Consider the following 24,853-nt stretch of genomic DNA (forward strand, 5'->3'; position numbering starts at 1 on the left):
ATCAGGCTCCTTGAGCATTTGGCGAGGTCTCTGCTGCCGGACTCGGGGGTTTGGGGGCCGACCCCCGGGGAGGCACATCGGCGGCGGAGTGCCCGCCCTTGCTGCCACGCAAGGCGTCACGCAGCATTTCGTGCCATCGCGGACGCTTGCGCGGCGGCACATGATCCACGCCACCCGGCGACCACGGATTGCACCGCAGGATGCGCCAGGCGGTCAGTGCTGTGCCCTTGACCGCGCCGTGCCGGTCGATGGCCGTATATCCGTAGTGGGAACACGACGGGTAATACCTGCAGACCGGCCCCAGCAGAGGGCTGATCGTCCACTGGTACAGCTTGATCAGAGCCAGCAGCGGGTACTTCATCGCGCGCCCCCTCCCAGCAGCCGCTGAAGAGCGGCATCCAGGTCTCGGGCCAAGTGTTCATAATCGGCGTCGCCCGCACCGGGCAGCGCCCGTACGACCACAAGGCTACCGGGGGGCAGCTCGGCGAGCCGATCGCGTATCAGGTGGCGCAGTCTCCGCTTGACCTTGTTGCGCACGACCGCCCCACCCACGGCCTTGCTCACGACGAAACCCGCACACGTCGGGGGAGCGCTCTCCCCAGGCGCGTGCGGGTCCGTTGAACCGCTGCGTAGATGGACGACCAGGAGCGGGCGACCGGCCCGGCGTCCTCGGCGTACCGCGGTTGCGAAGTCCTCGCGCCGCCTCAGCCGATTCTCGGTAGGCAGCACGTCATGACCTGTAGGCGATCAGGCGGACAGGCTCGAGCGACCCTTGCCACGGCGGTTCGCGAGAATCGCGCGGCCGGCACGGGTGCGCATCCGCAGGCGGAAGCCGTGGGTCTTGGCGCGACGGCGGTTGTTCGGCTGGAAGGTGCGCTTGCTCACTCGGGGGCTCCAGAAGTGGTTCGTTGGTGGCGGGACATCGCCTGGCTGTCACCGTGCGCCCACGAGTAGCTCGCGTTTCGCCCGAGTGCACCGCTTCACGATCACAGACCGTGATCATTGCCCATCGGAGGCAGGCGGCAGCAGCCATCGACAACTCGACCTGGTCACGGTACGCGCGGCTACGCCATCCGGTCAAACCAGTGTCGCGGCATGCTCCACTGTGCACAGGCTGTGGACAACAACTTGAACCGCGCGGGTCGCCCTGACTACCGTGGCTGAACTCCAATTCCTTTCCTGCCTGTCTTCCCATCCCGTCCCGAGAACCACATATTCGTGGGACCTGCGAGAGAGCGTGCCTTGTGGCTGACGTACCTGCCGATCTTGCCGCAGTGTGGCCACGAGTGCTGGAACAGCTCCTCGCCGAGGGCCAGCAGGGCATCGAACCCAAGGACAAGCAGTGGATCGAGCGCTGCCAGCCACTCGCACTGGTGGCCGACACCGCGCTCCTCGCCGTACCCAATGAGTGGGGCAAGCGCGTCCTCGAGGGCCGGCTCGCCCCGTTGATCAGCGAGACCCTCAGCCGTGAGTGCGGCCGGCCGATCCGGATCGCCATCACCGTGGACGACTCCGTGGGCGAGCACCCGGGTCCGCAGTCACCCCCCACGCAGCAGCAGGCGCCTCGCTACCCGGGTCCGCAGCACGACGATCGGCAGGGCGACCCGTACGACGACTACGGGCACCGGCCCGACGACGACCGGCTGCCCAACGTCCGCCCTGCCTACCCCGAGTACCAGCAGCGTCAGCACCAGCAGCAGCGACCGGAACCCGGCGCCTGGCCGCGTACGCAGGAGGACCTCTCCTGGCAGCAGCCACGGCTCGGCGGCTTCCAGGACCGCGACCCGTACGCCACCGCCCGGCCGCGCCAGCCCCAGCACGACTACCGGCAGCCGCCCGAGCGCCAGCAGTACGAGCAGCAGCGCCCCGAGCGCCACGACCTTCCGGATCGGCAGGGGCCCCATCGCAGCGTCTCCGGGGGCTCGCCCGGACCGCTGGGCGCTCAGCCCTCACCGGCACCCGGTCCCGGTGAACCGCATGCCCGCCTGAACCCGAAGTACCTCTTCGACACCTTCGTCATCGGCGCGTCCAACCGGTTTGCGCACGCCGCGGCGGTCGCGGTCGCGGAGGCGCCGGCCAAGGCGTACAACCCACTGTTCATCTATGGGGAGTCGGGGCTCGGCAAGACCCACTTGCTGCACGCCATCGGGCACTACGCACGCAGCCTCTACCCCGGCACCCGGGTGCGGTATGTGAGCTCGGAGGAGTTCACCAACGAGTTCATCAACTCGATCCGCGACGGCAAGGGCGACACGTTCCGCAAGCGCTACCGCGATGTGGACATCCTGCTGGTCGACGACATCCAGTTCCTGGCGAGCAAGGAGTCGACGCAGGAGGAGTTCTTCCACACCTTCAATACGCTCCACAACGCCAACAAGCAGATCGTGCTGTCCTCGGACCGGCCGCCCAAGCAGCTGATCACGCTGGAAGACCGGCTGCGAAACCGCTTCGAGTGGGGTTTGACCACCGACGTACAGCCGCCGGAGCTGGAGACGCGGATCGCGATCCTCCGTAAGAAGGCGGTGCAGGAGCAGCTCAACGCCCCGCCGGAAGTGCTGGAGTTCATCGCCTCCCGGATCTCGCGCAACATCCGCGAACTGGAAGGCGCGCTGATCCGGGTGACCGCCTTCGCTTCGCTCAACCGGCAGCCGGTGGACCTCGGTCTCACCGAGATCGTGCTCAAGGATCTGATCCCGGGCGGGGAGGACGCGGCTCCCGAGATCACCGCGAGCGCGATCATGGCGGCGACGGCCGACTACTTCGGTCTGACAGTGGAGGATCTCTGCGGATCGTCGCGCAGCCGGGTGCTGGTGACCGCCCGCCAGATCGCGATGTACCTGTGCCGTGAGCTCACCGACCTGTCGCTGCCGAAGATCGGGGCGCAATTCGGAGGCCGTGACCATACGACCGTGATGCACGCGGACCGCAAGATCCGCGCGCTGATGGCCGAGCGACGCTCCATCTACAACCAGGTCACCGAGCTCACCAACCGCATCAAGAACGGCTGACGCGACGTTTCAGAAGCCTTCGAGGGCGCCCCGGGACAAGGTCCCGGGGCGCCCTTCGTCGTTCCGGAGGCATCGCCGTACCCCTCCCGTGCCTCTCCTCCAGATGTCCGGTGTTCGAATAGTCGGCGACCGGGAGGTGTTCTCCACAGATCTGGGGACGATCTTCCGTCCACAGCCTGGGGACTGGGAAGTTGTCCAGATTGCGTCCACAGGCGCGGTTGCTGAGACTTCATCACGCCAGGTCAGACGGTTGTGGATTTGTGGCCAACCGTGCTCCACAGACTGTGGACACAGCAGCTCTCCACAGGGCGGGATCAAGGTTGTCCACCGTCGGCCCACAGGCAGAGCCCCGTTGCCCACAGCTTCTCCACACCCCTGTCCACTGTTCGGCAACGAAACACCCGAGCTCACCGCCTCGAGTGAAAGCCGTCACACCAAGGGGGTCGGTTGGCCTGTGGGGAACGTGGGTAAAGCTGGGGACGGCGCTGGGGAGAAGTCCCCTCGGCCTGTGTATCGGATGTGCAGAACTTTCCGGCGTCCACAGAACAGCCGGGTTGTCCACCGGCTCCGCCCACAGGCCCGGTGGACAAAAAAACGGGTCTGACCTGCATGGACGACGTTATCCACGGTTTCCACAGGCCCTACTACTACTCCTACCTAGAGTTACCGGGAAATTCGCTTCGAAGAAGGCCCTGTGCACAACTCGAGCCCGGAGCGCCCGACCCCTCTTGCCACGACTTGACCCCGACCCGCACCGACTGTCGGTGCCGTACGTCAGACTGGTCCCCGGCGACACAGCCGACGACGAAGGCCAGCAAGGGCGAGCCAGCAACAGCAGGAGGCGGTTCCGGTGAAGATCCGGGTGGAGCGCGATGTACTCGCGGAGGCGGTGGCCTGGGTGGCCCGGAGCCTCCCGGCCCGTCCGCCGGCGCCCGTACTCGCGGGCCTTCTTCTGAAGGCGCAGGACGGCGCCCTCAGCTTCTCGAGCTTCGACTACGAGGTTTCGGCCCGCGTCTCCGTGGAGGCGGAGGTGGACGAGGACGGCACGGTCCTGGTCTCCGGCCGACTGCTCGCTGACATCTGCCGCGCCCTCCCCAACCGGCCGGTGGAGATTTCCACAGACGGTGTACGGGCGACCGTCGTCTGCGGCTCCTCGCGATTCACACTCCACACCCTGCCTGTGGAGGAGTACCCGGCGCTGCCGCAGATGCCGACCGCGACCGGCACTGTGCCCGGTGAGGTCTTCGCCTCCGCCGCCGCGCAGGTCGCCATCGCCGCGGGCCGCGACGACACGCTCCCGGTGCTCACCGGTGTACGTATCGAGATCGAGGGCGACACCGTCACGCTGGCCTCCACCGACCGCTACCGCTTCGCGGTCCGCGAGTTCCTGTGGAAGCCGGAGAACCCGGACGCGTCAGCTGTCGCGCTGGTGCCGGCCAAGACGCTGCTGGACACCGCCAAGGCGCTGACCAGCGGTGACACCGTCACGCTCGCGCTCTCCGGCTCGGGCGCCGGCGAGGGGCTCATCGGTTTCGAGGGTGCCGGGCGGCGGACCACGACCCGGCTGCTCGAGGGCGATCTGCCGAAGTACCGGACGCTGTTCCCCACCGAGTTCAACTCGATCGCCGTGATCGAGACCGCGCCCTTCGTCGAGGCCGTCAAGCGGGTGGCGCTCGTCGCCGAGCGGAACACCCCGGTTCGGCTCAGCTTCGAGCAGGGCGTGCTGATCCTGGAGGCCGGATCCAGCGACGATGCACAGGCTGTGGAGCGCGTCGACGCGAACCTGGACGGCGACGACATCTCGATCGCCTTCAACCCGACCTTCCTGCTCGACGGCCTGAGCGCCATCGACTCGCCGGTGGCCCAGCTCTCGTTCACCACCTCCACCAAGCCGGCGCTGCTGAGTGGCAAGCCGGCACTGGATGCCGAGGCGGACGAGGCGTACAAGTACCTGATCATGCCCGTGCGGCTGTCGGGCTGAGCCCGGCTCATCACCGACTGAGGACGACGCCCGGCTGATCCCGACGGGCCTGCTCGCGCCGGAGCAGGCCCGTCAGGCCGTGGTTACCGGCCGGGCGTAGGCTCGGATCCGGTACGAATCGGCATACAACGCTTAAGGAATCTGTGATGGAGCTCGGTCTCGTCGGCCTTGGCAAAATGGGCGGCAATATGCGCGAGCGCATCCGCCGCGCAGGCCACACCGTCATCGGCTACGACCGCAACCCGGACGTAGCCGATGTCCACAGCCTCGAAGAGCTTGTGGGCAAGCTGAAGGCCCCGCGGGCCATCTGGGTGATGGTCCCGTCCGGAGCCGCGACCCAGGCCACCATCGACGAGCTGGCCGATCTGCTGTCCCCCGGCGACATCGTGGTGGACGGCGGCAACTCCCGCTGGACGGACGACGAGAAGCACGCCGTAGAGCTGGGCATCAAGGGCATAGGTTTCGTCGACTGCGGTGTGTCCGGTGGTGTCTGGGGCCTGGAGAACGGCTACGCGCTGATGTACGGCGGTCATGCCGAGCACGTCGCGATGGTGCAGCCGATCTTCGACGCGCTGAAGCCCGAAGGCGAGTTCGGCTCGGTGCACGCGGGCAAGGTCGGCGCCGGCCACTTCGCGAAGATGGTCCACAACGGCATCGAGTACGCCATGATGCAGGCCTACGCCGAGGGCTGGGAGCTGCTCGAGAAGGTCAACTCGGTCACCGACGTACGCGCGGTCTTCCGCTCCTGGCAGGAGGGCACCGTCATCCGTTCGTGGCTGCTCGACCTGGCGGTCAAGGCGCTGGACGACGACGAGCACCTGGACAGCCTGCGCGGTTACGCGGAGGACTCCGGCGAGGGCCGGTGGACCGTGGAAGCCGCGATCGACAACGCGGTGCCCCTGCCGGCGATCACCGCGTCGCTGTTCGCGCGGTTCGCGTCCCGTCAGGAAGACTCCCCGCAGATGAAGATGGTCGCGGCGCTGCGTAACCAGTTCGGCGGCCACGCGGTCGAGAACAAGTAGTAACCCAGAGCTGGGGGAGGTCGGCGTACCACCATGCACGTCACGCATTTGTCGCTGGCCGACTTCCGCTCGTACGCCCGGGTCGAGGTCCCACTCGACCCGGGCGTCTCCGTGTTCGTTGGGGCGAACGGGCAGGGCAAGACCAATCTCGTCGAGGCGGTCGGCTATCTGTCGACGCTGTCCAGCCACCGGGTGTCCTCGGACGCGCCACTGGTGCGGATGGGTGCGGACCGGGCGGTGATCCGGGCTGCCGTCACGCAGGGCGAGCGCTCCCAGCTGATCGAGCTGGAGCTCAATCCGGGGAAGGCCAACCGGGCCCGCATCAATAGGTCTTCGCAGGTCAGACCACGTGATGTGCTTGGGATAGTACGGACGGTGCTGTTCGCGCCGGAGGATCTGGCACTGGTGAAGGGCGATCCGGGCGAGCGGCGGCGGTTCCTCGATGAGCTGGTCACAGCTCGCTCGCCGCGGATGGCCGGGGTGCGCTCCGACTACGAGCGCGTGCTCAAACAGCGCAACACCCTGCTGAAGTCGGCGGCGATGGCGCGGCGGCACGGCGGGCGGGCGGAGGGATCTCCCGCGACGAAGTCCGGGGGGTCGGATCTGTCGACGCTGGATGTGTGGGACCAGCATCTCGCGCGGGCCGGCGCGGAGTTGCTGGCGCAGCGGATCGATCTGATCGCCACGCTGGAGCCGCTGGCGGAGAAGGCCTACGAACAGGTCGCGCCGGGGGGCGGGCCGGTTGCGCTGGAGTACCGCTCCTCTGCCGGTGGCGGCGCGGGTGTGGCCGGAGTGCGAGGGCGCGAGGCGCTGTACGAGCAGCTGATGGGCGCGCTGGCGGAGATGCGCAAGCAGGAGATCGAGCGGGGCGTGACGCTGGTCGGGCCGCACCGGGACGACCTGGTGCTCAAGCTGGGGCAGCTGCCGGCGAAGGGCTACGCGAGCCATGGCGAGTCCTGGTCGTACGCGCTGGCGCTGCGGCTTGCCTCGTACGACCTGCTACGGGCCGAGGGCAATGAGCCCGTACTGGTGCTGGACGACGTGTTCGCGGAGCTGGACGCCCGGCGTCGGGAGCGGCTGGCGGAACTGGTGGCTCCGGGTGAGCAGGTGCTGGTGACCGCGGCGGTCGAGGACGATGTGCCGGGAGTGCTGGCGGGGACGCGGTACATGGTGGCGGACGGGGCGGTGGAGCGCGCATGAGCGAGGAACCACGCGGCGAGCCTGTGGAGACACCGAAGGTGCCCGAGTCCTCCGGCGTCGACCTGGCGCGGGTCGCGCTGCGCGCGGCGAAGGAGCAGGCGAAGGCGAAGGGTGCGGCGGCGCAGCAGAAGAAGCAGGCCAGGAGGGGCGGGGGGCTGCGGTCGGGAGCGCGTGCGGACGGCCGCGATCCGTTGCCGCTCGGTGCCGCGATCAACCGGCTGATCACCGAGCGGGGCTGGGAGACGCCGGCCGCGGTGGGCGGGGTGATGGGACGCTGGCCGCAGATCGTGGGCGAGGACCTGGCGAACCACTGTGCTCCGAAGCAGTTCGACGACGATCCTTCTGAGCGTGTCCTGACGGTGCAGTGCGACTCGACGGCGTGGGCGACGCAGCTTCGGCTGCTGGCGCCGAGGGTGGTGGCGCGGCTGAACGAGGACTTGGGGCACGGGACGGTACGGCTGATCAAGGTGCTGGGACCGGGTGGGCCGCCGAAGAGGTACGGGCCACTGAGAGCGCCGGGCAGTGTGGGGCCGGGCGACACGTACGGCTGAGAGGGTTTCTCTCCCCACCACCCGTCGCGTCCCTTCCCGGCCCCCCGGGGCCCGGTCCCCGGCCCCGGATCCGGGGCCGGGATTTCCCGGCCGCCCGGCTCCAGGCTGCGCCCCGGACCCGTCCCGCCCCTTGGCGCCGCGGGTCCCGGTCCGCACGCGCCGGACGCTGCGCCCATGGCGGACACCTCCACCCGTAACGAGAGAAACTCCACGAGGCGTGTGAGGTGTCTCTCACTGAGGCCGGGCCATAGCCGGACCGTAGCGAGTGGTTGACAGGCCGAAGCGCTCAACGCCCGCGTGAGCCCCTTGGAGCCCCTTCCTGGATATGGGGAGTCGGACCATCACGGTTCAGGGCGGCACATGCGGACTCAGCTACCGGCAAACCCCCATTCGGGTCGGCGGTACCGGTAGACTGGTGGACAATCCCGCCCACCCGCGGAACATGTCGAACGACGCAGCCGCTCCCGCCTGCCCGGAGAACGGCTTGTGCTGTGCCAGAAAGGGCGCTTCGTGGCCGATTCCGGCAACCCCAACGAGATCATTCCGTCCACTCCTGCCGGTGGGAACGGCGAGGTAACCGCCTCGTACGACGCCAGCGCGATCACCGTCCTCGAGGGTCTGGACGCGGTCCGCAAGCGGCCCGGCATGTACATCGGTTCGACCGGTGAGCGTGGACTTCATCACCTTGTGTACGAAGTCGTCGACAACTCCGTCGACGAGGCCCTCGCCGGGCACGCCGACAGGATCGACGTCATGATCCTCGCGGACGGCGGCGTACGCGTTGTCGACAACGGCCGCGGCATCCCGGTGGACATCGTCCCGTCGGAGAACAAGCCGGCCATCGAGGTCGTACTCACCGTGCTGCACGCCGGCGGCAAGTTCGGCGGCGGCGGCTACGCCGTCTCCGGCGGTCTGCACGGCGTCGGCGTCTCGGTCGTCAATGCCCTGTCGTCGAGGGTCTCCGTCGAGGTCAAGCGCGACGGCTACCGCTGGACGCAGGACTACAAGCTCGGTGTTCCGACCGCGCCCCTCGTGCGCAACGAGCCCACGGACGAGACCGGCACCACGGTGACGTTCTGGGCCGACCACGACATCTTCGAGACGACCGAGTACTCCTTCGAGACGCTCTCACGCCGTTTCCAGGAGATGGCCTTCCTCAACAAGGGCCTGACCCTGACGCTGACGGACGAGCGCGAGTCGGCGAAAGCCACGGTGGGTGCCGACGCCCCCGAGGAGCCGGACGAGGAGCCGCCCGCACGCACGGTGACGTACTACTACGAAGGCGGCATCGTCGACTTCGTCAAGTACCTCAACTCCCGCAAGGGCGAGCTCATCCACCCGACCGTCATCGACATCGAGGCCGAGGACAAGGAGCGGATGCTCTCGGTCGAGATCGCGATGCAGTGGAACTCGCAGTACACCGAGGGTGTGTACTCCTTCGCGAACACGATCCACACCCACGAGGGCGGTACCCACGAGGAGGGCTTCAGGTCCGCTCTGACGGGCCTGGTCAACCGGTACGCGCGCGACAAGAAGCTGCTGCGCGAGAAGGACGACAACTTCTCCGGCGAGGACATCCGCGAAGGTCTGACCGCGATCATCTCGGTCAAGCTGGGCGAGCCGCAGTTCGAGGGCCAGACCAAGACCAAGCTGGGCAACACGGAGGCGAAGACCTTCGTCCAGAAGGTCGTGCATGAGCACCTCACCGACTGGTTCGACCGCAACCCCAACGAGGCCGCGGACATCATCCGCAAGTCCATCCAGGCGCAGACGGCGCGTGTCGCGGCCCGCAAGGCCCGCGACCTGACCCGTCGCAAGGGCCTGCTGGAGTCGGCGTCCCTGCCGGGCAAGCTGAGCGACTGCCAGTCCAACGACCCGACGATGTGCGAGATCTTCATCGTCGAGGGTGACTCCGCCGGCGGCTCGGCGAAGTCCGGCCGTAACCCGATGTACCAGGCGATCCTGCCCATCCGAGGCAAGATCCTGAACGTCGAGAAGGCGCGGATCGACAAGATCCTGCAGAACACCGAGGTCCAGGCACTGATCTCGGCCTTCGGCACCGGAGTCCACGAGGACTTCGACATCGCGAAGCTCCGCTATCACAAGATCATCCTGATGGCGGACGCCGACGTCGACGGCCAGCACATCAACACGCTGCTGCTGACCTTCCTCTTCCGCTTCATGCGGCCGCTGGTCGAGGCCGGGCACGTCTATCTCTCACGCCCGCCGCTCTACAAGATCAAGTGGGGCCGGGACGACTTCGAGTACGCGTACTCGGACCGTGAGCGCGACGCGCTCGTCGAGCTTGGCAAGCAGAACGGCAAGCGGATCAAGGAAGACTCGATCCAGCGCTTCAAGGGTCTTGGCGAGATGAACGCCGAGGAGCTGCGCATCACCACGATGGACGTGGACCACCGCGTACTCGGCCAGGTCACGCTCGACGACGCGGCCCAGGCCGACGACCTGTTCTCGGTGCTGATGGGCGAGGACGTCGAGGCGCGGCGCTCGTTCATTCAGCGCAATGCCAAGGACGTCCGCTTCCTCGACATCTGAGTCGGTCTGTCGCTGACCGCTTCGAAAGGATTTTGACCAGCAATGGCCGACGAGAACACTCCCGCCACCACTGAAGAAGAAGAGCCGGTGCTGCGGATCGAGCCCGTCGGGCTCGAGACCGAGATGCAGCGCTCGTATCTCGACTACGCGATGTCCGTCATCGTCTCGCGTGCGCTGCCGGACGTACGGGACGGCCTCAAGCCCGTCCACCGGCGCGTGCTCTACGCGATGTACGACGGCGGCTACCGGCCCGAGAAGGGCTTCTACAAGTGCGCCCGCGTCGTCGGTGACGTCATGGGTACGTACCACCCGCACGGCGACTCCTCGATCTACGACGCGCTCGTACGTCTGGCCCAGCCGTGGACGATGCGCATGCCGCTGGTGGACTCCAACGGCAACTTCGGTTCCCCGGGCAACGACCCGGCCGCCGCCATGCGGTACACCGAGTGCAAGCTGATGCCGCAGTCGATGGAGATGCTCCGGGACATCGACGAGGAGACCGTCGACTTCCAGGACAACTACGACGGCCGTAACCAGGAGCCGACGGTCCTGCCGGCGCGCTTCCCGAACCTGCTCGTCAACGGCTCGGCCGGCATCGCGGTCGGTATGGCCACGAACATCCCGCCGCACAATCTGCGCGAGGTCGCGGCCGGCGCGCAGTGGGCGCTGGAGCACCCGGAGGCCACCCACGAGGAGCTCCTCGACGCGCTCATCGAGCGGATCAAGGGTCCGGACTTCCCGTCCGGCGCGCTGGTCGTGGGACGCAAGGGCATCGAGGAGGCGTACCGCACCGGTCGCGGCTCCATCACGATGCGCGCGGTCGTCGAGGTCGAGGAGATCCAAGGGCGGCAGTGCCTGGTGGTCACCGAGCTTCCGTACCAGACCAACCCGGACAATCTCGCGCAGAAGATCGCCGACCTGGTGAAGGACGCCAAGGTCGGAGGCATCGCCGACGTCCGCGACGAGACCTCGTCCCGTACGGGCCAGCGCCTGGTCATCGTGCTCAAGCGCGACGCCGTTGCCAAGGTCGTGCTGAACAACCTCTACAAGCACACCGACCTCCAGACGAACTTCGGCGCGAACATGCTGGCGCTGGTCGACGGCGTGCCGCGCACGCTGTCGCTGGACGCCTTCATCCGCCACTGGGTGCACCACCAGATCGAGGTCATCGTCCGGCGCACGAAGTTCCGCCTGCGCAAGGCGGAGGAGCGGGCGCACATCCTGCGCGGTCTGCTCAAGGCGCTGGACGCGATCGACGAGGTCATCGCGCTGATCCGGCGCAGTGACACCGTCGAGATCGCGCGTGAGGGCCTGATGGGCCTGCTGCAGATCGACGAGCTCCAGGCCAACGCCATCCTCGAGATGCAGCTGCGCCGACTGGCCGCCCTGGAGCGCCAGAAGATCGTCGCCGAGCACGACGAGCTGCAGGCCAAGATCAACGAGTACAACGCGATCCTGGCCTCGCCCGAGAAGCAGCGTCAGATCGTCAGCGAGGAACTGGCAGTCATCGTCGAGAAGTTCGGCGACGACCGGCGCTCCAAGCTGGTGCCCTTCGACGGCGACATGTCCATGGAGGACCTGATCGCCGAGGAGGACATCGTCGTCACCATCACGCGTGGCGGCTATGTGAAGCGTACGAAGACGGATGACTACCGCTCGCAGAAGCGCGGCGGCAAGGGCGTACGCGGCACGAAGCTGAAGGAAGACGACATCGTCGACCACTTCTTCGTCTCCACGACGCACCACTGGCTGCTGTTCTTCACCAACAAGGGCCGTGTCTACCGCGCCAAGGCGTACGAACTCCCTGACGCCGGCCGGGACGCGCGTGGGCAGCATGTCGCCAACCTGCTGGCCTTCCAGCCGGACGAGCAGATCGCCGAGATTCTGGCGATCCGCGACTACAACGCCGCTCCCTACCTGGTGCTCGCCACCAAGGGCGGTCTGGTGAAGAAGACATCTCTGAAGGATTACGACTCGCCCCGCTCGGGTGGCGTCATCGCGATCAATCTCCGCGAGACGGAGGACGGCAGCGACGACGAGCTGATCGGCGCCGAGCTGGTGTCGGCCGAGGACGATCTGCTTCTCATCAGCAGGAAGGCGCAGTCGATCCGGTTCACCGCGACCGACGACGCGCTGCGTCCGATGGGGCGTGCGACGTCGGGTGTGAAGGGGATGAGTTTCCGCGAGGGCGATGAACTGCTCTCGATGAATGTTGTCCGGCCAGGTACGTTCGTGTTCACTGCCACCGATGGTGGGTACGCGAAGCGGACCGCCGTCGACGAGTATCGCGTCCAGGGTCGCGGCGGCCTCGGTATCAAGGCCGCCAAGATTGTGGAGGATCGCGGTTCGCTCGTGGGTGCGCTGGTGGTCGAGGGGACGGATGAGATCCTCGCCATCACCCTCGGTGGCGGCGTGATTCGTACGCGAGTCAATGAAGTCAGGGAGACGGGCCGTGACACCATGGGCGTCCAGCTGATCAACCTGGGCAAGCGCGATGCCGTGGTGGGTATCGCTCGTAACGCCGAGGCTGGTCGCGAGGCCGAACAGGTCGACGGGACCGAAGAGGCCGACGTTGTGGCGGTCGAGGCGGTGGTCGAGGGCACGGAGCCTTCGGCCGGGGAGCACGAGGAGTAAAGCGTGAGTGGAGCCACGGGCGCCGGATCGGCCGATTCCGGAGCGAACGGTGCCCGTGGCCCTGCCGCGGACTCCCAGGGTGGGGGCACTCCCGCCGAAGGCAGGGGAATTACGGTGACGGACACCCGGGGGCAGATGCCTCCGTACGACAGATTCGGCGGCGAGCAGCCGGCGCCGCAGCATGCCCCGGCGCCGCAGCAGGCCGGGCAGCCGTACCACCCGCCGCAGGCGTACCCCTCGCCGCAGGGCGGTGGCGGAATGCCGCAGACGGGTGGCGCTGTGCGCCGGCCGCGGACCGGGGCGCGTACGACGCCGCGTACCCGCAAGGCGAGGCTGCGGGTGGCCAAGGCCGATCCGTGGTCGGTGATGAAGGTCAGCTTCCTGCTCTCCATCGCGCTCGGCATCTGCACGGTGATCGCGGCCGCGGTGCTATGGATGGTCATGGACGCGATGGGCGTCTTCTCGACTGTGGGCGGGACGATCAGCGAGGCCACCGGCTCCAACGAGAGCAATGGCTTCGACCTTCAGTCGTTCCTTTCGCTGCCGCGAGTGCTCATCTTCACCTCGGTCATCGCGGTGATCGATGTGGTGCTGGCCACGGCGCTGGCGACGCTCGGGGCATTCATCTACAACCTGTCCGCAGGTTTCGTGGGTGGCGTCGAGCTGACCCTGGCCGAGGACGAGTAACCAATTTTGGTACTCCCCTGGACGTGCGCTAATCTTCAGAGGTCAGCGCGCAGCGCGGCGGGGCTATAGCTCAGTTGGTTAGAGCGCATCCCTGATAAGGATGAGGCCACAGGTTCAAATCCTGTTAGCCCCACAGTTGTGATTCGGCCCGGACGGGGATTCTCCGTCCGGGCCGATCGCTTTGTCCGGGGCCCGAGTTGGGACGTTCGCCGGTCCCTCGCGCGTCGCACGCAGGTCACCGATCGGTATCGGTCGGTGTGTATAGTCGGGCGCCAGAAGTCCTCATACGTCAAGGAAAGACGAGGTCGCGCGGTGAAGAAGCTTCTCCTAGTCGCACTGGCCGCCATCGGCGGGCTCCTCGTGTACCGCCAGATCCAGGCGGATCGCGCCGAGCAGGATCTGTGGACGGAGGCGACCGACTCCGTGCCCGCAGGTTCGGGTGTGTGAGACGCAGCAGTCTTGGTACGAAGCCCCGGTCGCTGAAGCGGCCGGGGCTTCCTGCTGTCCGCGGCCTGCCTGCTGCATACAGCCTCGTCCGCCGTTGCGTGACCGTGACAATCCTGCCCTTGAGTTCGCCTCAGCAAATCACTAACTTGCAAGAGCAAACTCAGGGGACTCGGGAGGGGAACACGGGTGCAGGCACAACTGGGCCGCCGCGCGACGGTGGCAACGATCGGCGCGGCGCTGCTCGCACTGTGGGCGAGCCCGCTGTCGGCGGCGAACGCGACCGTGCAGGTCGGGCACGCGGTGGAGAACCGGCAGGCGGGGAAGGTGAGTCGGGCCGGGGAGGTAGGTCGGGCGGGGGAGGCGACTCGGGCGCGGGAGGCGCGGCAGGATGAGGCGCCGGACGGCAAGAGCGGCCTCGTGATGGTGCTCGACTCCTCCGGCTCCATGGCCGACGACGACGGCAGTGGACAGACGCGCATGGCCTCCGCCCGCGCGGCAGTCGGGACGGTCGTCGACGCCCTCCCCGACCGCTTTCCCACCGGTCTGCGGGTCTACGGCGCCGATCAGCCCAAGGGCTGCACCGACACCCGGCTGGTCCGGCCCGTCGAGCCGCTCGACCGTGCGGGCTTGAAACAGGCCGTGGGGGCACTGCGGCCCAAGGGCGACACCCCTATCGGGCTCTCGCTGCAGAAGGCCGCCGGGGACCTGCCGAAACCCGCGGACGGCGCGATCGGGACCCGTACGATCCTGTTGATCTCCGACGGTGACGACAACTGCGGCTCCCCGCCGCCCTGCGAGGTCGCCCAGCAGCTCTCGAAGGACGGCGTCGGGCTGCGCATCGACACGGTCGGGTTCCAGGTGCGGGGCGCGGCAAGGCAGCAGCTGGAGTGCATCGCGGAGGCGGGCAACGGGCGCTACTACGACGCACCCGACGCCAAGGCCCTCGCCCGCCAGCTGCAGCGCTCGGCCCAGCTGTCGGCCGACGGATACCGCTTCCGCGGCAAGCCGGTCGAGGGCGCGCCGCGGCGGGACGCGGCGCCCTCCGTCGTACCGGGGCAGTATCTGGACACGATCGGACCCGGCGAGCAGCGGTACTACGCGGTCGGCCTGGATGCCGAATCCACTGTGGAGTTCTCCGCGACGGCGGTGCCGCAGCCGGGGGCAGCGGTGGACACCTTCGACGCCCTGCGCACCAGCATTGCGTACGGCACCGACAGTGCCTGCGCCACCAGCACCGAGCGATTCTTCCAGAAGGAGGGAGCGACCCCACTGACCTCAGCCGTCGCCCGGATTCCGAGCGAGAAGGGCACGAGCGGCTGCGACAAGGCGGGCCGGTACTGGCTGGTCGTCGAGCGGGAGAGCAAGAAGGGCTCGGACGCCGGGCGCTGGCCGCTGGAGCTGACATACGGCGTCGAGCAGCCGCTGCCCAGGAATGTGACGCCGGCTCAGTCGCAGCCTGAGTACGGGGAGGGCGACAAGGACGCCCTGCTGCCGACCGGGGATCCGCGTGACGTGGCGGGCGGCACAGGCTTCAACGACGCCAAGGAGATCGGGCAGGGCATCTGGAGGGACAAGGTGCTGCCGTCCCAGACGCTCTGGTACAAGGTCCCGGTCGGCTGGGGGCAGCAGCTGCGGTACGACGTGGAGTTCGCCAACGAGCCCACTGTGGACGGCTCTTCGTCGGTGTGGTCCTACGGAGCGACTCAGGTCTTCACGCCGGGGCGGTCGCCGGTCGGCGGCGGCACAGGGGAGTTCAGCCCGCAGACCGTCTACAACGGCCGGCCCACGGCGCTGGAGATGGGCACCGTGCCTGTCGCCTGGACCAACCGCCACGAGTCTCACCCCAATGTCGTCCCGGTGCACGCCAAGGGTGGTTTTTACATCGCCGTCACGCTGGGCGCGAAGGCCGCCGAGATCGCCGAGAACCCACGGATCGGTGTGGTGCTGAGGGTGGCGGTGATGGGCGAGGAGCTCGCCGGGCCGCAGCACAACGCGCCCGCCCTCGCGAACAAGGCGGACAAGAAGGGCGATGCCGCTGCCCGCGCAGACAGTGAAGCGACCGGCGGGGCAGGATGGACCGGCACCGCGATCGCCGCGGCAGCAGGCGGGGCGGTCATCCTGATCGCGGGCCTGGTGCTCGTACTGGTACGGCGCAAGCCGGCGACGGGTGCAGCCACGGACACGACCACATCAAGGAGAAGCGCGTGAAGAGGCAGCGCGGCAGGGGCCGGGTGGCGCTCGCCGGCATGGCGGCGATGTGCGCTGTGGCGGCGCTGCCAGGGCAGGCGTGGGCGGTCGGCGAGCCCCATCCGTACGCCTTCGACAGCGAGGCCAAGGCGGTGCGGGGCTCGGCCGTCAACAGCGACGGGCCGCCCCTGACGGCCGGATCGACCTACAAGGACACGATCAAGCCCGGCGAGAAGCGCTACTACCGTGTCGACCTGGACACCAAGACCAATGCGTATGTCTCGGCGGTGGCCGTTCCCAAGCCGGCCACCAAGGTCGGGTACGCGGACAAGCTGACGGTCAGCATCGAGGACCGCTCGGGGACCAAGTGCGGTGACGGCTACGCCCAGTTCGGCTCCGCCACGTACGCCAGGCCGGTCGCCTCGTACGCGGAACGGACGATCGACAAGGACAGCGGCAGCTGCCAGGAGGCAGGCGCGTACTACGTGCTTCTGGAGCGGTCCGGTGAGGCCACGTCGACGCCCGAGCCATGGGATATGGAGATCCGTTTCGCCTCGGAGCCGGGGCTGAAGACCGCCGGCCCGACGGCACCGCCCGAGACCTGGCCGTCCGCATCGCCCGCCGTGCCCGCCGGCGGCCCGGAGAAGCGGCAGGGCGGCACGAGCTTCACCGACGCCACCGGCCTGACGCAGGGCGAGTGGCAGGACAAGATCACGCCCGGCCAGACGCTCTTCTACCGGGTGCCGGTCGACTGGGGACAGCAGATCTTCGCCAGCGCCGACCTCGGCACCAGCGCGGCGGACGACAGCGCGGGGGGCGTCGGCAACGCCCTCGTGCTGGCTCTGCACAACCCGACCCGCGGGATCGTGCAGGACGCGTCGAGCGTGTACTACGACGGCAAGCAGAAGTCGCTGGCGTTGGATCCGCTGCCGCCGGTGGCGTACGAGAACCGCTACGACTCCGACCCCTCCACCAAGGCCATGCGGTTCGCCGGCTGGTACTACCTCTCGGTCACGCTCAGCCCGGAGGTCGGCGAGGAGTTCGGCGAGAAGCCGATCCCGCTGACCCTGCGGGTTAATGTCGAGGGCCAGCCGGATAACGCTCCGGCGTACGCGGGGCCCGCGGGGGACTTCGAGGTCACCAAGGACGACCAGGAAGCCGCGGACAGCGGCAAGAGCGCGCCGGAGGCGGCGAAGGGCGACACGATGCAGCTGGTCGCCGCCGCGGGCATTGGCGCCGGGACCGTGCTGGTGCTCGGGCTCGGGGCGTGGATGCTGCTGGCGCGGCGGCGGACGGCGAATGCGGCCCCGGACGCGACAGCGGCCCCCGCCGCGACCGCCGCCCCGGGCGTGGGGCCCGTGCCGGGCCCTGTCGGTCAAGGACAGGTGCCAGGGCAGGCGCCGGGGCAGGGACAGTACGGGCCGCCGCCCGCCTGGTAGTTCAGGACTGGCCGCTCAGACCGGCGGGGCTCAGGCCTGGGTCAGCGCCCAGATGCCGACCGCGAAGCAGAGCAGAGCGACGAGCAGCACCGGGACCGCAACCTTCGGGGGCGGTCCCGGTCGCTTTGTGGCCGCCGCCGGAATCGGGGCGTGCGGGAGCGGAACCTGCGGGCTCTGACCGGTGTAGGCACGAGTAAGAGCTTGTTCGTACTGCACCGGAGCGGTCGGAGCAGTCTGCGACTGCGCGGGCTGCTCGGGCGCTGGGGCGTAAAGGGGGGAGGCGCTGTGTACCGGTACGGGCGTGGGGGTCGGCGTTGGCTCCGCGGCCGCAGGCATGGGAGGAGGAGTGGACGGCTGTGCCGCGTACGGCAGTTGTGCGTTGTGCTGCTGTACGGGCGGCTGCTGCGGCGGTGGGGCCAGATGGAAACTGCCCGTCTCCGACGGGGGGAGCGGCTGCTGCGCGGGAGCCTGCGCTCCCTGGTGGCCTGTCTGGGGGGCGGCTACGGGACCGGTGGGGCCGAATCCCGCGGGGAGCGGCCCGATCTGGTCGAAGACCTCGACCGGCTCGTCACCGGCTCCGGCCTCCGGCAGCATCTCCACGGCCGCCGTGAGCGCTTTGCGCGCGCCCGTGGCGGTACGGAACCGGGCCTGCGGATCCGGCTGAAGCAGACCGGCCAGCACCTGCCACAGCGGTTCCGGGATGCCCTGGGGGGCGCCGGGAGTGCCGTGGCTGGCGAAGTGCTCGACCAGAGCCCGGGAGTCGGGCTTCTGGCCCTGGAGCAGATAGAGCGCGACCAGGCCGACCGCGAAGAGATCGGCCGTGAAGTCGGGCTCCGCGCCCATCATCTGCTCGGGCGCGAAATATCCGGGCGTGCCCACCACGTAGTTGGTCTCGGTAAGCCGCGGCTCACCCTTGCGCATCGAGATCCCGAAGTCGGACAGCCGCAGATGCGGCCGTCCGGTCCCGGTGGCCTCCAGCAGGATGTTCGCCGGCTTGATGTCGCGGTGCACGACCCCCTCGGCGTGCACCGCTGCCAGGCCGGAGAGGAGCTGATCGAGCAGGGTGCACACAAAACGGGACGGCAGCGGGCCGTAGTCGCCGATCACGTGCGCCAGCGACCCGCCGCTCACCAGATCCATGGTGAACAGCACCTTGTCGTCGTCCGCGGCCCAGCTGGCCGGGGCGAGGACATGGGGATGATCGATCCGCAGGGCCTGCTCGCGGACGAAGCGCAGCAGGGTGTGCGCATCGCTCTGCTGCAGCACCTTGGCCGCCACATAGCGACGGCGCCGGTGATCCCAGGCACGCCAGACCGCACCGACACCGCCGCGTCCGATCGGGTCGATCAGTTCGTACCGACCAGCGAAAACCTCACCCATTGCGCTGCGCCCGCTCCCCGTTCCCAGTTGAGGCGTTCTGCCTCGATCAGCTCTGGTGCGACTCGTAGTGGGCTACCGCGTCCGCCGTGCGCCCGGCGCCGTACACCCGGAGGAACTCTGCCAGCTCGGGGTGGCTCGGGGCGAGCGAGTCCGCCGCATCGATGATGTCGCCCGCCGCCGAGACCGAGCGCAACAGCGACTGGATCTCGCGTACGACGCGGCGCACCGTCGGCGCACCCGAGCTGCTCGTGGTCTGGCTGGTGCCGGTCAGAACGGAGCCGCCCTGCGACTTCTTGATCTCTTCCATCCGGTCGGTGGCCTCGACCGCACTGACGCTGCCGTCGGCGACCAGACTCGACAACTCCTGCAGCGCCTGCACCCGTTGGACCACAGCGGGGTTGCCGATCTTGGCCCGCTGGCCGCTCATCAGCTGGGAGAGCATCGGCGCCGACAGCCCGAGCACCGCCGCGAGGCGGGCCTGGTTGAGACCCAGATCGTCGATGAGCCGACGGAAGAGCGCCCCCAGCGGCTCTCCGTACCAGCTGCGCTGCAACTCTCTGGCTCTCGCGGTCGTTTCCTGCTGTGCGGCGTCCATCGCGTCTCCCCATCGCTTCCCCAAGCGGGCTTCGCTGCTGCGAACCTCGCCGAGCATCTTACGGAGCGTGGTCGCCGACCGGGAGTCCCAATCCTTTTGCAGGATCACGGGGGTCACCCGGTACTCTGGTCTGCGGCGGTGGCCGAGGCAGGAATCTGCTCGGTCGTATCCACCATTCCCGGGGCCTTAGCTCAGTTGGTAGAGCGCTGTCTTTGCATGGCAGATGTCAGGGGTTCGACTCCCCTAGGCTCCACGCTTCAGGACCCCCTTTGACCTGCGGAAACGTGGTTGGAGGGGGTCTTTTGCGATCGCCCCGAAGGCGTGCGAAGACATGCGAGGGCACGGCGTCGCGCTCCTCAGCGCGCGGCAGCCGCCCGCACGGCCGGGCCGGGCCTCCGGACTGCAGCGCAGTCGCTGCAGTCGCTGGCCCGTGGTCGAAGTCGTGCCTCGGGCCCACCACCGCCGGTCCTCGCCCATTCTGTAGAGCACCGTCATCAGAGCACCGTCATCGGGGCCAGGCCCGGCTTTGGGGCCGGATGGGCCGTCCGGGTGGTGTTCATCCGAAGAACTGCACGGCGGCGGCGTAGCTCCCCCACTTCCCAAGATGCGTACACATCATGAGGAAGGTATGTAGATCGCTCAACCCGAAAGCGAGGGGTCATGGCCGCGTTCCAGGTCAAGAATCTGTGGTCCGTCTTCATCACCGCGCTCTTTGCGCTGCTTGCCTCGGTGGGGCTCACCACCGCCGCCGGCGCCGCTCAGCAGCCGGCAGTGCGGACGCCGGGCCGGCTGGACCTGCCGAAGCAGGCGCGTCCGCAGGGCCTCTGGGCGACGGTGCCTGCCCCCAGCACGCGATGGAGCCCCACCGCGCGCGGCAGATCACTGCCGCCCACCATCAAGCAGCGCATCCGCGCCGAGGCCCATGGCTCCTCACCCGCCACCCGGCAGCGGCCCGAGATCGACGCCGAAAGCGTGCTGAGTACCGCATCCACCCCCGGCGCGAATCCGGCGCTTGCCGCCGTATGAGGCGCCGGGAGCTCGCACTCCTCCCGGCGCCACCGGCCACACGGGCGGTATGGGATCAGCGGCGGTCGTCGCCGTCCCCGGACTCCGCCTCGGCCTGCTTCGCCTGGACCTCAGGATCGAGATCTCCCTTTCCACTGCCGTCGACGGACTTCAGCGGCGCGCGGTCGGAGACCTCCGTAGCAGCGGGCGGTTCCACCAGCCAGTCGGGGTTGGCCTGCTTGTCCCACCACTTCCAGGCGGCGAAAGCTCCACCGGCCAGCATGCCGATGATCGCGAGACCCTTGACGGCACGTCCGGCCCTGGTTCGCCGTTCGTGCTTCCTCACCAGCTTCTGAATCTCCTTCGCCGTCACTTGTCCACGCAGAGCGGCCAGCGCGGCAGCGGAGCGGGCCACAGCCTCCTCCCGTACGGGCTGAGCGACCGCCACCGCGTGCTCGACACGTGGAACGGTGTAGTCCGCCGCCTGACGAGCGGCCTTGCGGGCCTGCTTCGCGGCTCGGTGTGCGGCCTTGTCGACCTTGGGCGGCACATGCGGCGCTACACGCGCGTCGTACTGAAGACGGGCCTCATTCGCGGCCTTGGAGACTGTGGGCGCGAGCCGTACGCGAGCCTCGTGTGCGTAATGCGCGGTTTGGTTCTTGGCCGTGCCGGCGTAGGGCGCCACCACTTCCGCGGCGTGCAGCACGCTGTCCTTCGCCGTACCGGTCGCGGCGCGCACGCTGTCCATGCGGGTCACGGGATCCTCCTCCTCGGTGGCGTTCTGGGGTGCTGGGGTTCATCCCCAGTTGGGCACACATTCGCCTATCCACCCGTTTGAAAATCATGCCTGTTGAGAGCCGCCTCGGCATGCGGGGCGGGCATCCGGGTCATATGGGGGCGGGCATCCGGGTCATGTGGGGAGCTTTGTGGACGACGATGCCACGGTTCGCACCGCAACGCGCCGGTCACGCGACGACTGGACGGCTTTTATCCGTGCGCGGCCCTTCCATGCAAGGATCGGGCGACGGAAGAGAAGACTTACGGAAGGCAGACCGTGGCCGAGCAGCTTTACGCCACCCTGAAGACCAACCAGGGCGACATCGAGATCCGGCTTCTGCCGAACCACGCGCCCAAGACGGTCAAGAACTTCGTCGAGCTCGCCAAGGGCGAGCGTGAGTGGACCCACCCGGCGACGGGCAAGAAGTCCACGGACAAGCTGTACGACGGTACGGTCTTCCACCGCGTGATCAGCGGCTTCATGATCCAGGGCGGTGACCCGCTGGGCAACGGCACCGGCGGCCCGGGATACGAGTTCGGGGACGAGTTCCACCCGGACCTGGCCTTCGACAAGCCGTACCTGCTGGCCATGGCCAACGCCGGCCCGGGCACCAACGGCTCGCAGTTCTTCATCACCGTGTCGCCCACCGCCTGGCTGACGCGCAAGCACACCATCTTCGGTGAGGTCACGAGCGAGGCCGGGAAGAAGGTCGTGGACGCCATCGCGGGCGCCCAGACCAACGCGCGCACCGACCGCCCGGTCAACGATGTCGTGATCGAGTCGGTCGTCGTCGAGACCCGCGAGGGCTGATCCCCCGGATCCCAGGGAGTGATCCGCGGGCGTGAACCCGTGTGATCCCCTGCGCGCCCAAGCAGTGATCCCCTGCCGTGATCTCATGCGTGATCCCAGGGAACCTTTTCGCCCCGCCCGTCCGTATGGATGGGCGGGGCGGTGTGTTGAGCCGGAGAGAATGAGGGGACCTCATGGACCAGGCGCCAGGCAGTCCGCAGGAGCCGCAAGGCACGCAAGGCCTGCCGAGCTGCTACCGGCATCCGGGCCGCGGGACGGGCATAAGCTGCACCCGCTGTGAGCGGCCGATCTGCCCAGACTGCATGGTCAGCGCCTCCGTCGGATTCCAGTGCCCGGAGTGCGTCCGTACCGGATCCGGTACGGGACACTCCCCGGCCGCCAACCAGCCGCGGACGATCGCGGGCGGCACGGTCACCGCTGATCCGCGCCTGCTGACCAAGCTGCTGATCGGGATCAACCTCGCCGTCTTCCTGCTGCAGCTGTCGCTCGGGGACCGGTTCACCGACCAGTTCGACCTGATCGGGCGCGCCTTTGTCCCGCTGCTCGGAGATGTCGAGGGCGTCGGGGAAGGGCAGTGGTACCGGCTGCTGACGTCGATGTTCCTGCACGGCAGCTATATCCACATCGCCTTCAACATGCTCAGCCTGTGGTGGATCGGCGGCCCGCTGGAAGCCGCCCTTGGGCGCGCGCGCTACCTCACCCTGTACCTGCTCTCCGGCCTGGCGGGCAGCGCGCTGACGTATCTGCTCGCCGACGCCAACCAACCCTCGCTCGGCGCCTCCGGCGCCGTCTTCGGACTCTTCGGCGCGACCGCCGTGCTCATGCGGCGAATGAACTACGACATGCGGCCGGTCATCGCGCTGCTGGTGATCAACCTGATCTTCACCTTCAACCCGGCGTTCAACATCGCCTGGCAGGCCCATATCGGCGGGCTCGTCGCCGGTGTCGCGGTCGGGTACGCCATGGTGCACGCGCCGGCCGAGAGCCGAGCTCTGGTCCAGTACGGCACCTGCGCACTGATCCTGATCGCGGTGATCGTCACCGTCGTGGCCAGGACCGCCTCGCTCACCTGAGCGAGACCTTTCCCCAAAGTTGTCCACAGCGTGTGGCGGATCCTGTGCATGCCGTGTGGAACAAGCGTGCCCCTTGTCGCTGAGCTGGGTTTTCCCAGCAGGGACAAGGGGCGCTTTGCTTCACCAAGATGGCCGAGCAGTCACACCGGCGTCAATGCTCCGAGAGTTATCCACAGATCGTCTGACCTTTTCCCCACTGTGGACAACGCTGTGGATAACCTCAGGGCAGGGCTTGACGGCAGGGCTGCGGAAAAGCTACTTCCACTGGGTGGAGACGCCGAAGCCGGCGGCGATGAAGCCGAAACCGGCGACGATGTTCCAGTTGCCGAAGCTCTTGATCGGCAGGTCGCCCTCGGTCACGTAGAAGAGGACAATCCAGGCGAGACCGATCAGGAACAGCGCGAGCATCACCGGTGCTACCCAACTACGGCTGGTCAGCTTGAGGCTCGTCGCCTGCTTCTGTGCCGGCGGCGGCGTGAAGTCGGCCTTCTTGCGGATACGTGACTTCGGCACGAGGGACTCTCCTGTCGATGCGCTGCATGACCGCGCAGGGATCTGTGGCTGGCGCCGGGGGCTGGAGCGCGAGGGGGACGGCTGCCTCCCCCGGGCGTCCGTTAGCGTAGTGCTTCCACGGCGCCTGAGGAGATAAGGGTACGTTGAGCAATTCTGCCGACTCCCCCCAAGGGCCGGTCAACAGCTTCGACGGACAGGAAGGTGGGCGAAGCTCGATGAGGGGTGGTGGCCGGGTGACGGGCGGGACTGCCCGACTGCTGACTGCTGCCGTCTTCGCCCTCGCCGGGCTGATCTTCGTGACCAGCTTCAACACGGCCAAAGGCACCAATATCCGCACGGATGCCTCGCTGCTGAAGCTCTCCGACCTGATCCAGCAGCGCAGCGCGAAGAACGGCGCCCTCGACGAGTCCACCGCGGCGCTGCGCAAGGACGTCGACGCCCTCGCCCGGCGCGACGACGGCTCCACCAAGGCCGAGGACGAGAAGCTCGGCGCCCTGGAGAGCGCCGCGGGCACCAGGAAGCTCAGCGGGCCCGCCCTCACGGTCACGCTCAACGACGCCCCGCCGAACGCTCCGGCGGCCCCCGGCTACCCCGAGCCGCAGGCCAACGACCTGGTCATCCACCAGCAGGACCTGCAGGCCGTCGTCAATGCCCTGTGGAAGGGCGGCGCCAAGGGCATCCAGGTCATGGACCAGCGGCTGATCTCCACGAGTGCCGTGCGGTGCGTGGGCAATACGCTGATCCTGCAAGGGCGTGTCTACTCCCCGCCTTACAAGATCACCGCTATCGGTGACCAGGGCGCGCTCAAGAAGGCCATCGCCGCCTCTCCGGCGATCCAGAACTACCAGCTGTATGTGGAGGCGTACGGCCTCGGCTGGAAAGTCGACGAGCGTAAGGCGGTGACTCTCCCCGCCTACTCGGGCACAGTGGATCTCCACTACGCGAAGCCCGTTGGGTAGCGCTTGCCCGTCGGGTAGTGCCTGGGGGATC

21 protein-coding genes, 2 tRNA genes and 1 pseudogene are annotated in these 24,853 nt (G+C 68.2%); 17 read left to right on the forward strand and 7 right to left on the reverse strand.

What is annotated here, in order from left to right; all coding sequences use genetic code 11:
- Position 1: 1 nt before the first annotated feature.
- The 3 genes from yidD to rpmH are packed head-to-tail and all read right to left on the reverse strand — an operon-like array spanning position 2 to position 885.
- Complete coding sequence (gene yidD, locus J7E87_RS12575; protein ID WP_215093135.1) at positions 2-361, reverse strand: membrane protein insertion efficiency factor YidD; 360 nt, start codon at positions 359-361, stop codon at positions 2-4.
- On the reverse strand, positions 358-729 hold the full coding sequence (rnpA, locus tag J7E87_RS12580) for a ribonuclease P protein component (protein ID WP_215093137.1): 372 nt from the start codon (positions 727-729) through the stop codon (positions 358-360). Before rnpA ends, yidD begins: the two co-directional genes overlap by 4 nt.
- 18 nt (positions 730-747) lie before the next feature.
- The gene (gene rpmH / locus J7E87_RS12585) at positions 748-885 is read right to left on the reverse strand and encodes a 50S ribosomal protein L34 (protein WP_003967884.1); all 138 of its coding nucleotides are present in this window, start codon (positions 883-885) and stop codon (positions 748-750) included.
- A 359-nt stretch (positions 886-1,244) separates the two neighbouring features.
- On the opposite strand from rpmH, the gene dnaA reads away from it, so the two are divergent.
- From dnaA to J7E87_RS12645, 12 genes and pseudogenes are all read left to right on the forward strand, one after another.
- Positions 1,245-3,008 (forward strand): chromosomal replication initiator protein DnaA, encoded by a 1,764-nt coding sequence (dnaA, locus tag J7E87_RS12590; protein WP_215093139.1) that lies wholly within the window; start codon positions 1,245-1,247, stop codon positions 3,006-3,008.
- 850 nt (positions 3,009-3,858) lie between these two features.
- On the forward strand, positions 3,859-4,989 hold the full coding sequence (dnaN, locus tag J7E87_RS12595; protein WP_215093141.1) for a DNA polymerase III subunit beta: 1,131 nt from the start codon (positions 3,859-3,861) through the stop codon (positions 4,987-4,989).
- Positions 4,990-5,099: 110 nt separating this feature from the next.
- A pseudogene (gnd, locus tag J7E87_RS12600) lies at positions 5,100-6,011 on the forward strand (phosphogluconate dehydrogenase (NAD(+)-dependent, decarboxylating)); the annotation flags it as partial.
- A gap of 33 nt (positions 6,012-6,044) precedes the next feature.
- Complete coding sequence (gene recF / locus J7E87_RS12605) at positions 6,045-7,211, forward strand: DNA replication/repair protein RecF (RefSeq protein ID WP_215093145.1); 1,167 nt, start codon at positions 6,045-6,047, stop codon at positions 7,209-7,211.
- Positions 7,208-7,762: a DUF721 domain-containing protein gene (locus tag J7E87_RS12610; protein ID WP_215093147.1), complete on the forward strand. Its 555-nt coding sequence runs from the start codon at positions 7,208-7,210 to the stop codon at positions 7,760-7,762. The genes recF and J7E87_RS12610 overlap by 4 nt, the downstream gene beginning before the upstream one ends.
- A gap of 486 nt (positions 7,763-8,248) precedes the next feature.
- On the forward strand, positions 8,249-10,315 hold the full coding sequence (gene gyrB, locus J7E87_RS12615; protein WP_308312914.1) for a DNA topoisomerase (ATP-hydrolyzing) subunit B: 2,067 nt from the start codon (positions 8,249-8,251) through the stop codon (positions 10,313-10,315).
- A gap of 42 nt (positions 10,316-10,357) precedes the next feature.
- Positions 10,358-12,949, forward strand: coding sequence for a DNA gyrase subunit A (gyrA, locus tag J7E87_RS12620; protein WP_215093149.1), 2,592 nt, complete (start codon positions 10,358-10,360; stop codon positions 12,947-12,949).
- Between the two features lie 3 nt (positions 12,950-12,952).
- Positions 12,953-13,636 carry a DUF3566 domain-containing protein gene (locus J7E87_RS12625; RefSeq protein WP_374195165.1) on the forward strand — a complete coding sequence of 228 codons (684 nt, stop codon included), beginning with the start codon at positions 12,953-12,955 and terminating at the stop codon, positions 13,634-13,636.
- A gap of 59 nt (positions 13,637-13,695) precedes the next feature.
- A tRNA-Ile gene (locus J7E87_RS12630) sits at positions 13,696-13,769 on the forward strand.
- 179 nt (positions 13,770-13,948) lie between these two features.
- Complete coding sequence (locus tag J7E87_RS12635) at positions 13,949-14,083, forward strand: DLW-39 family protein (protein WP_003958712.1); 135 nt, start codon at positions 13,949-13,951, stop codon at positions 14,081-14,083.
- A gap of 324 nt (positions 14,084-14,407) precedes the next feature.
- The gene (locus tag J7E87_RS12640; protein WP_374195169.1) at positions 14,408-16,291 is read left to right on the forward strand and encodes a VWA domain-containing protein; all 1,884 of its coding nucleotides are present in this window, start codon (positions 14,408-14,410) and stop codon (positions 16,289-16,291) included.
- Positions 16,288-17,709: a hypothetical protein gene (locus J7E87_RS12645; RefSeq protein ID WP_308312916.1), complete on the forward strand. Its 1,422-nt coding sequence runs from the start codon at positions 16,288-16,290 to the stop codon at positions 17,707-17,709. The genes J7E87_RS12640 and J7E87_RS12645 overlap by 4 nt, the downstream gene beginning before the upstream one ends.
- A 30-nt stretch (positions 17,710-17,739) precedes the next feature.
- Here J7E87_RS12645 and J7E87_RS12650 read toward each other — a convergent pair whose 3' ends face one another.
- Positions 17,740-19,089: a serine/threonine-protein kinase gene (locus J7E87_RS12650; protein ID WP_215093153.1), complete on the reverse strand. Its 1,350-nt coding sequence runs from the start codon at positions 19,087-19,089 to the stop codon at positions 17,740-17,742.
- Positions 19,090-19,135: 46 nt separating this feature from the next.
- The gene (locus J7E87_RS12655; protein WP_215093155.1) at positions 19,136-19,684 is read right to left on the reverse strand and encodes a DNA-binding protein; all 549 of its coding nucleotides are present in this window, start codon (positions 19,682-19,684) and stop codon (positions 19,136-19,138) included.
- Between the two features lie 180 nt (positions 19,685-19,864).
- On the opposite strand from J7E87_RS12655, the gene J7E87_RS12660 reads away from it, so the two are divergent.
- Both J7E87_RS12660 and J7E87_RS12665 read left to right on the forward strand, forming a co-directional pair.
- A tRNA-Ala gene (locus tag J7E87_RS12660) sits at positions 19,865-19,937 on the forward strand.
- Positions 19,938-20,344: 407 nt separating this feature from the next.
- The gene (locus J7E87_RS12665; protein WP_215093157.1) at positions 20,345-20,710 is read left to right on the forward strand and encodes a DUF6344 domain-containing protein; all 366 of its coding nucleotides are present in this window, start codon (positions 20,345-20,347) and stop codon (positions 20,708-20,710) included.
- Between the two features lie 55 nt (positions 20,711-20,765).
- On the opposite strand, the gene J7E87_RS12670 is transcribed toward J7E87_RS12665, so the two are convergent.
- Positions 20,766-21,446, reverse strand: a complete 681-nt coding sequence (locus tag J7E87_RS12670; protein ID WP_215093159.1) for a DUF5324 family protein — start codon at positions 21,444-21,446, stop codon at positions 20,766-20,768.
- Between the two features lie 297 nt (positions 21,447-21,743).
- Between J7E87_RS12670 and J7E87_RS12675 the strand changes: the two genes are divergently transcribed.
- Positions 21,744-22,277, forward strand: a complete 534-nt coding sequence (locus J7E87_RS12675) for a peptidylprolyl isomerase (protein ID WP_215093161.1) — start codon at positions 21,744-21,746, stop codon at positions 22,275-22,277.
- Between the two features lie 173 nt (positions 22,278-22,450).
- On the forward strand, positions 22,451-23,350 hold the full coding sequence (locus J7E87_RS12680) for a rhomboid family intramembrane serine protease (protein WP_215093163.1): 900 nt from the start codon (positions 22,451-22,453) through the stop codon (positions 23,348-23,350).
- A 255-nt stretch (positions 23,351-23,605) separates the two neighbouring features.
- Here J7E87_RS12680 and crgA read toward each other — a convergent pair whose 3' ends face one another.
- The gene (crgA, locus tag J7E87_RS12685) at positions 23,606-23,863 is read right to left on the reverse strand and encodes a cell division protein CrgA (RefSeq protein ID WP_215093165.1); all 258 of its coding nucleotides are present in this window, start codon (positions 23,861-23,863) and stop codon (positions 23,606-23,608) included.
- A 143-nt stretch (positions 23,864-24,006) separates the two neighbouring features.
- Here crgA and J7E87_RS12690 point away from each other — a divergent pair, with 143 nt between their 5' ends.
- Positions 24,007-24,822, forward strand: coding sequence for a DUF881 domain-containing protein (locus J7E87_RS12690; RefSeq protein WP_374195166.1), 816 nt, complete (start codon positions 24,007-24,009; stop codon positions 24,820-24,822).
- Positions 24,823-24,853: the final 31 nt, after the last annotated feature.

It is taken from the genome of Streptomyces sp. ISL-1 (assembly GCF_018614585.1).
Taxonomy (GTDB): Bacteria; Actinomycetota; Actinomycetes; order Streptomycetales; family Streptomycetaceae; genus Streptomyces; species Streptomyces maoxianensis.

Bases quoted from the DNA above. Each gene is read 5' to 3' on its own strand.
- recF (WP_215093145.1), top strand. From the start codon at position 6,045: ATGCACGTCACGCATTTGTCGCTGGCCGACTTCCGCTCGTACGCCCGG.
- gyrA (WP_215093149.1), top strand. From the start codon at position 10,358: ATGGCCGACGAGAACACTCCCGCCACCACTGAAGAAGAAGAGCCGGTG.
- J7E87_RS12680 (WP_215093163.1), top strand. From the start codon at position 22,451: ATGGACCAGGCGCCAGGCAGTCCGCAGGAGCCGCAAGGCACGCAAGGC.
- J7E87_RS12655 (WP_215093155.1), bottom strand. From the start codon at position 19,684: ATGGACGCCGCACAGCAGGAAACGACCGCGAGAGCCAGAGAGTTGCAG.
- J7E87_RS12650 (WP_215093153.1), bottom strand. From the start codon at position 19,089: ATGGGTGAGGTTTTCGCTGGTCGGTACGAACTGATCGACCCGATCGGA.
- J7E87_RS12610 (WP_215093147.1), top strand. From the start codon at position 7,208: ATGAGCGAGGAACCACGCGGCGAGCCTGTGGAGACACCGAAGGTGCCC.
- J7E87_RS12665 (WP_215093157.1), top strand. From the start codon at position 20,345: ATGGCCGCGTTCCAGGTCAAGAATCTGTGGTCCGTCTTCATCACCGCG.
- yidD (WP_215093135.1), bottom strand. From the start codon at position 361: ATGAAGTACCCGCTGCTGGCTCTGATCAAGCTGTACCAGTGGACGATC.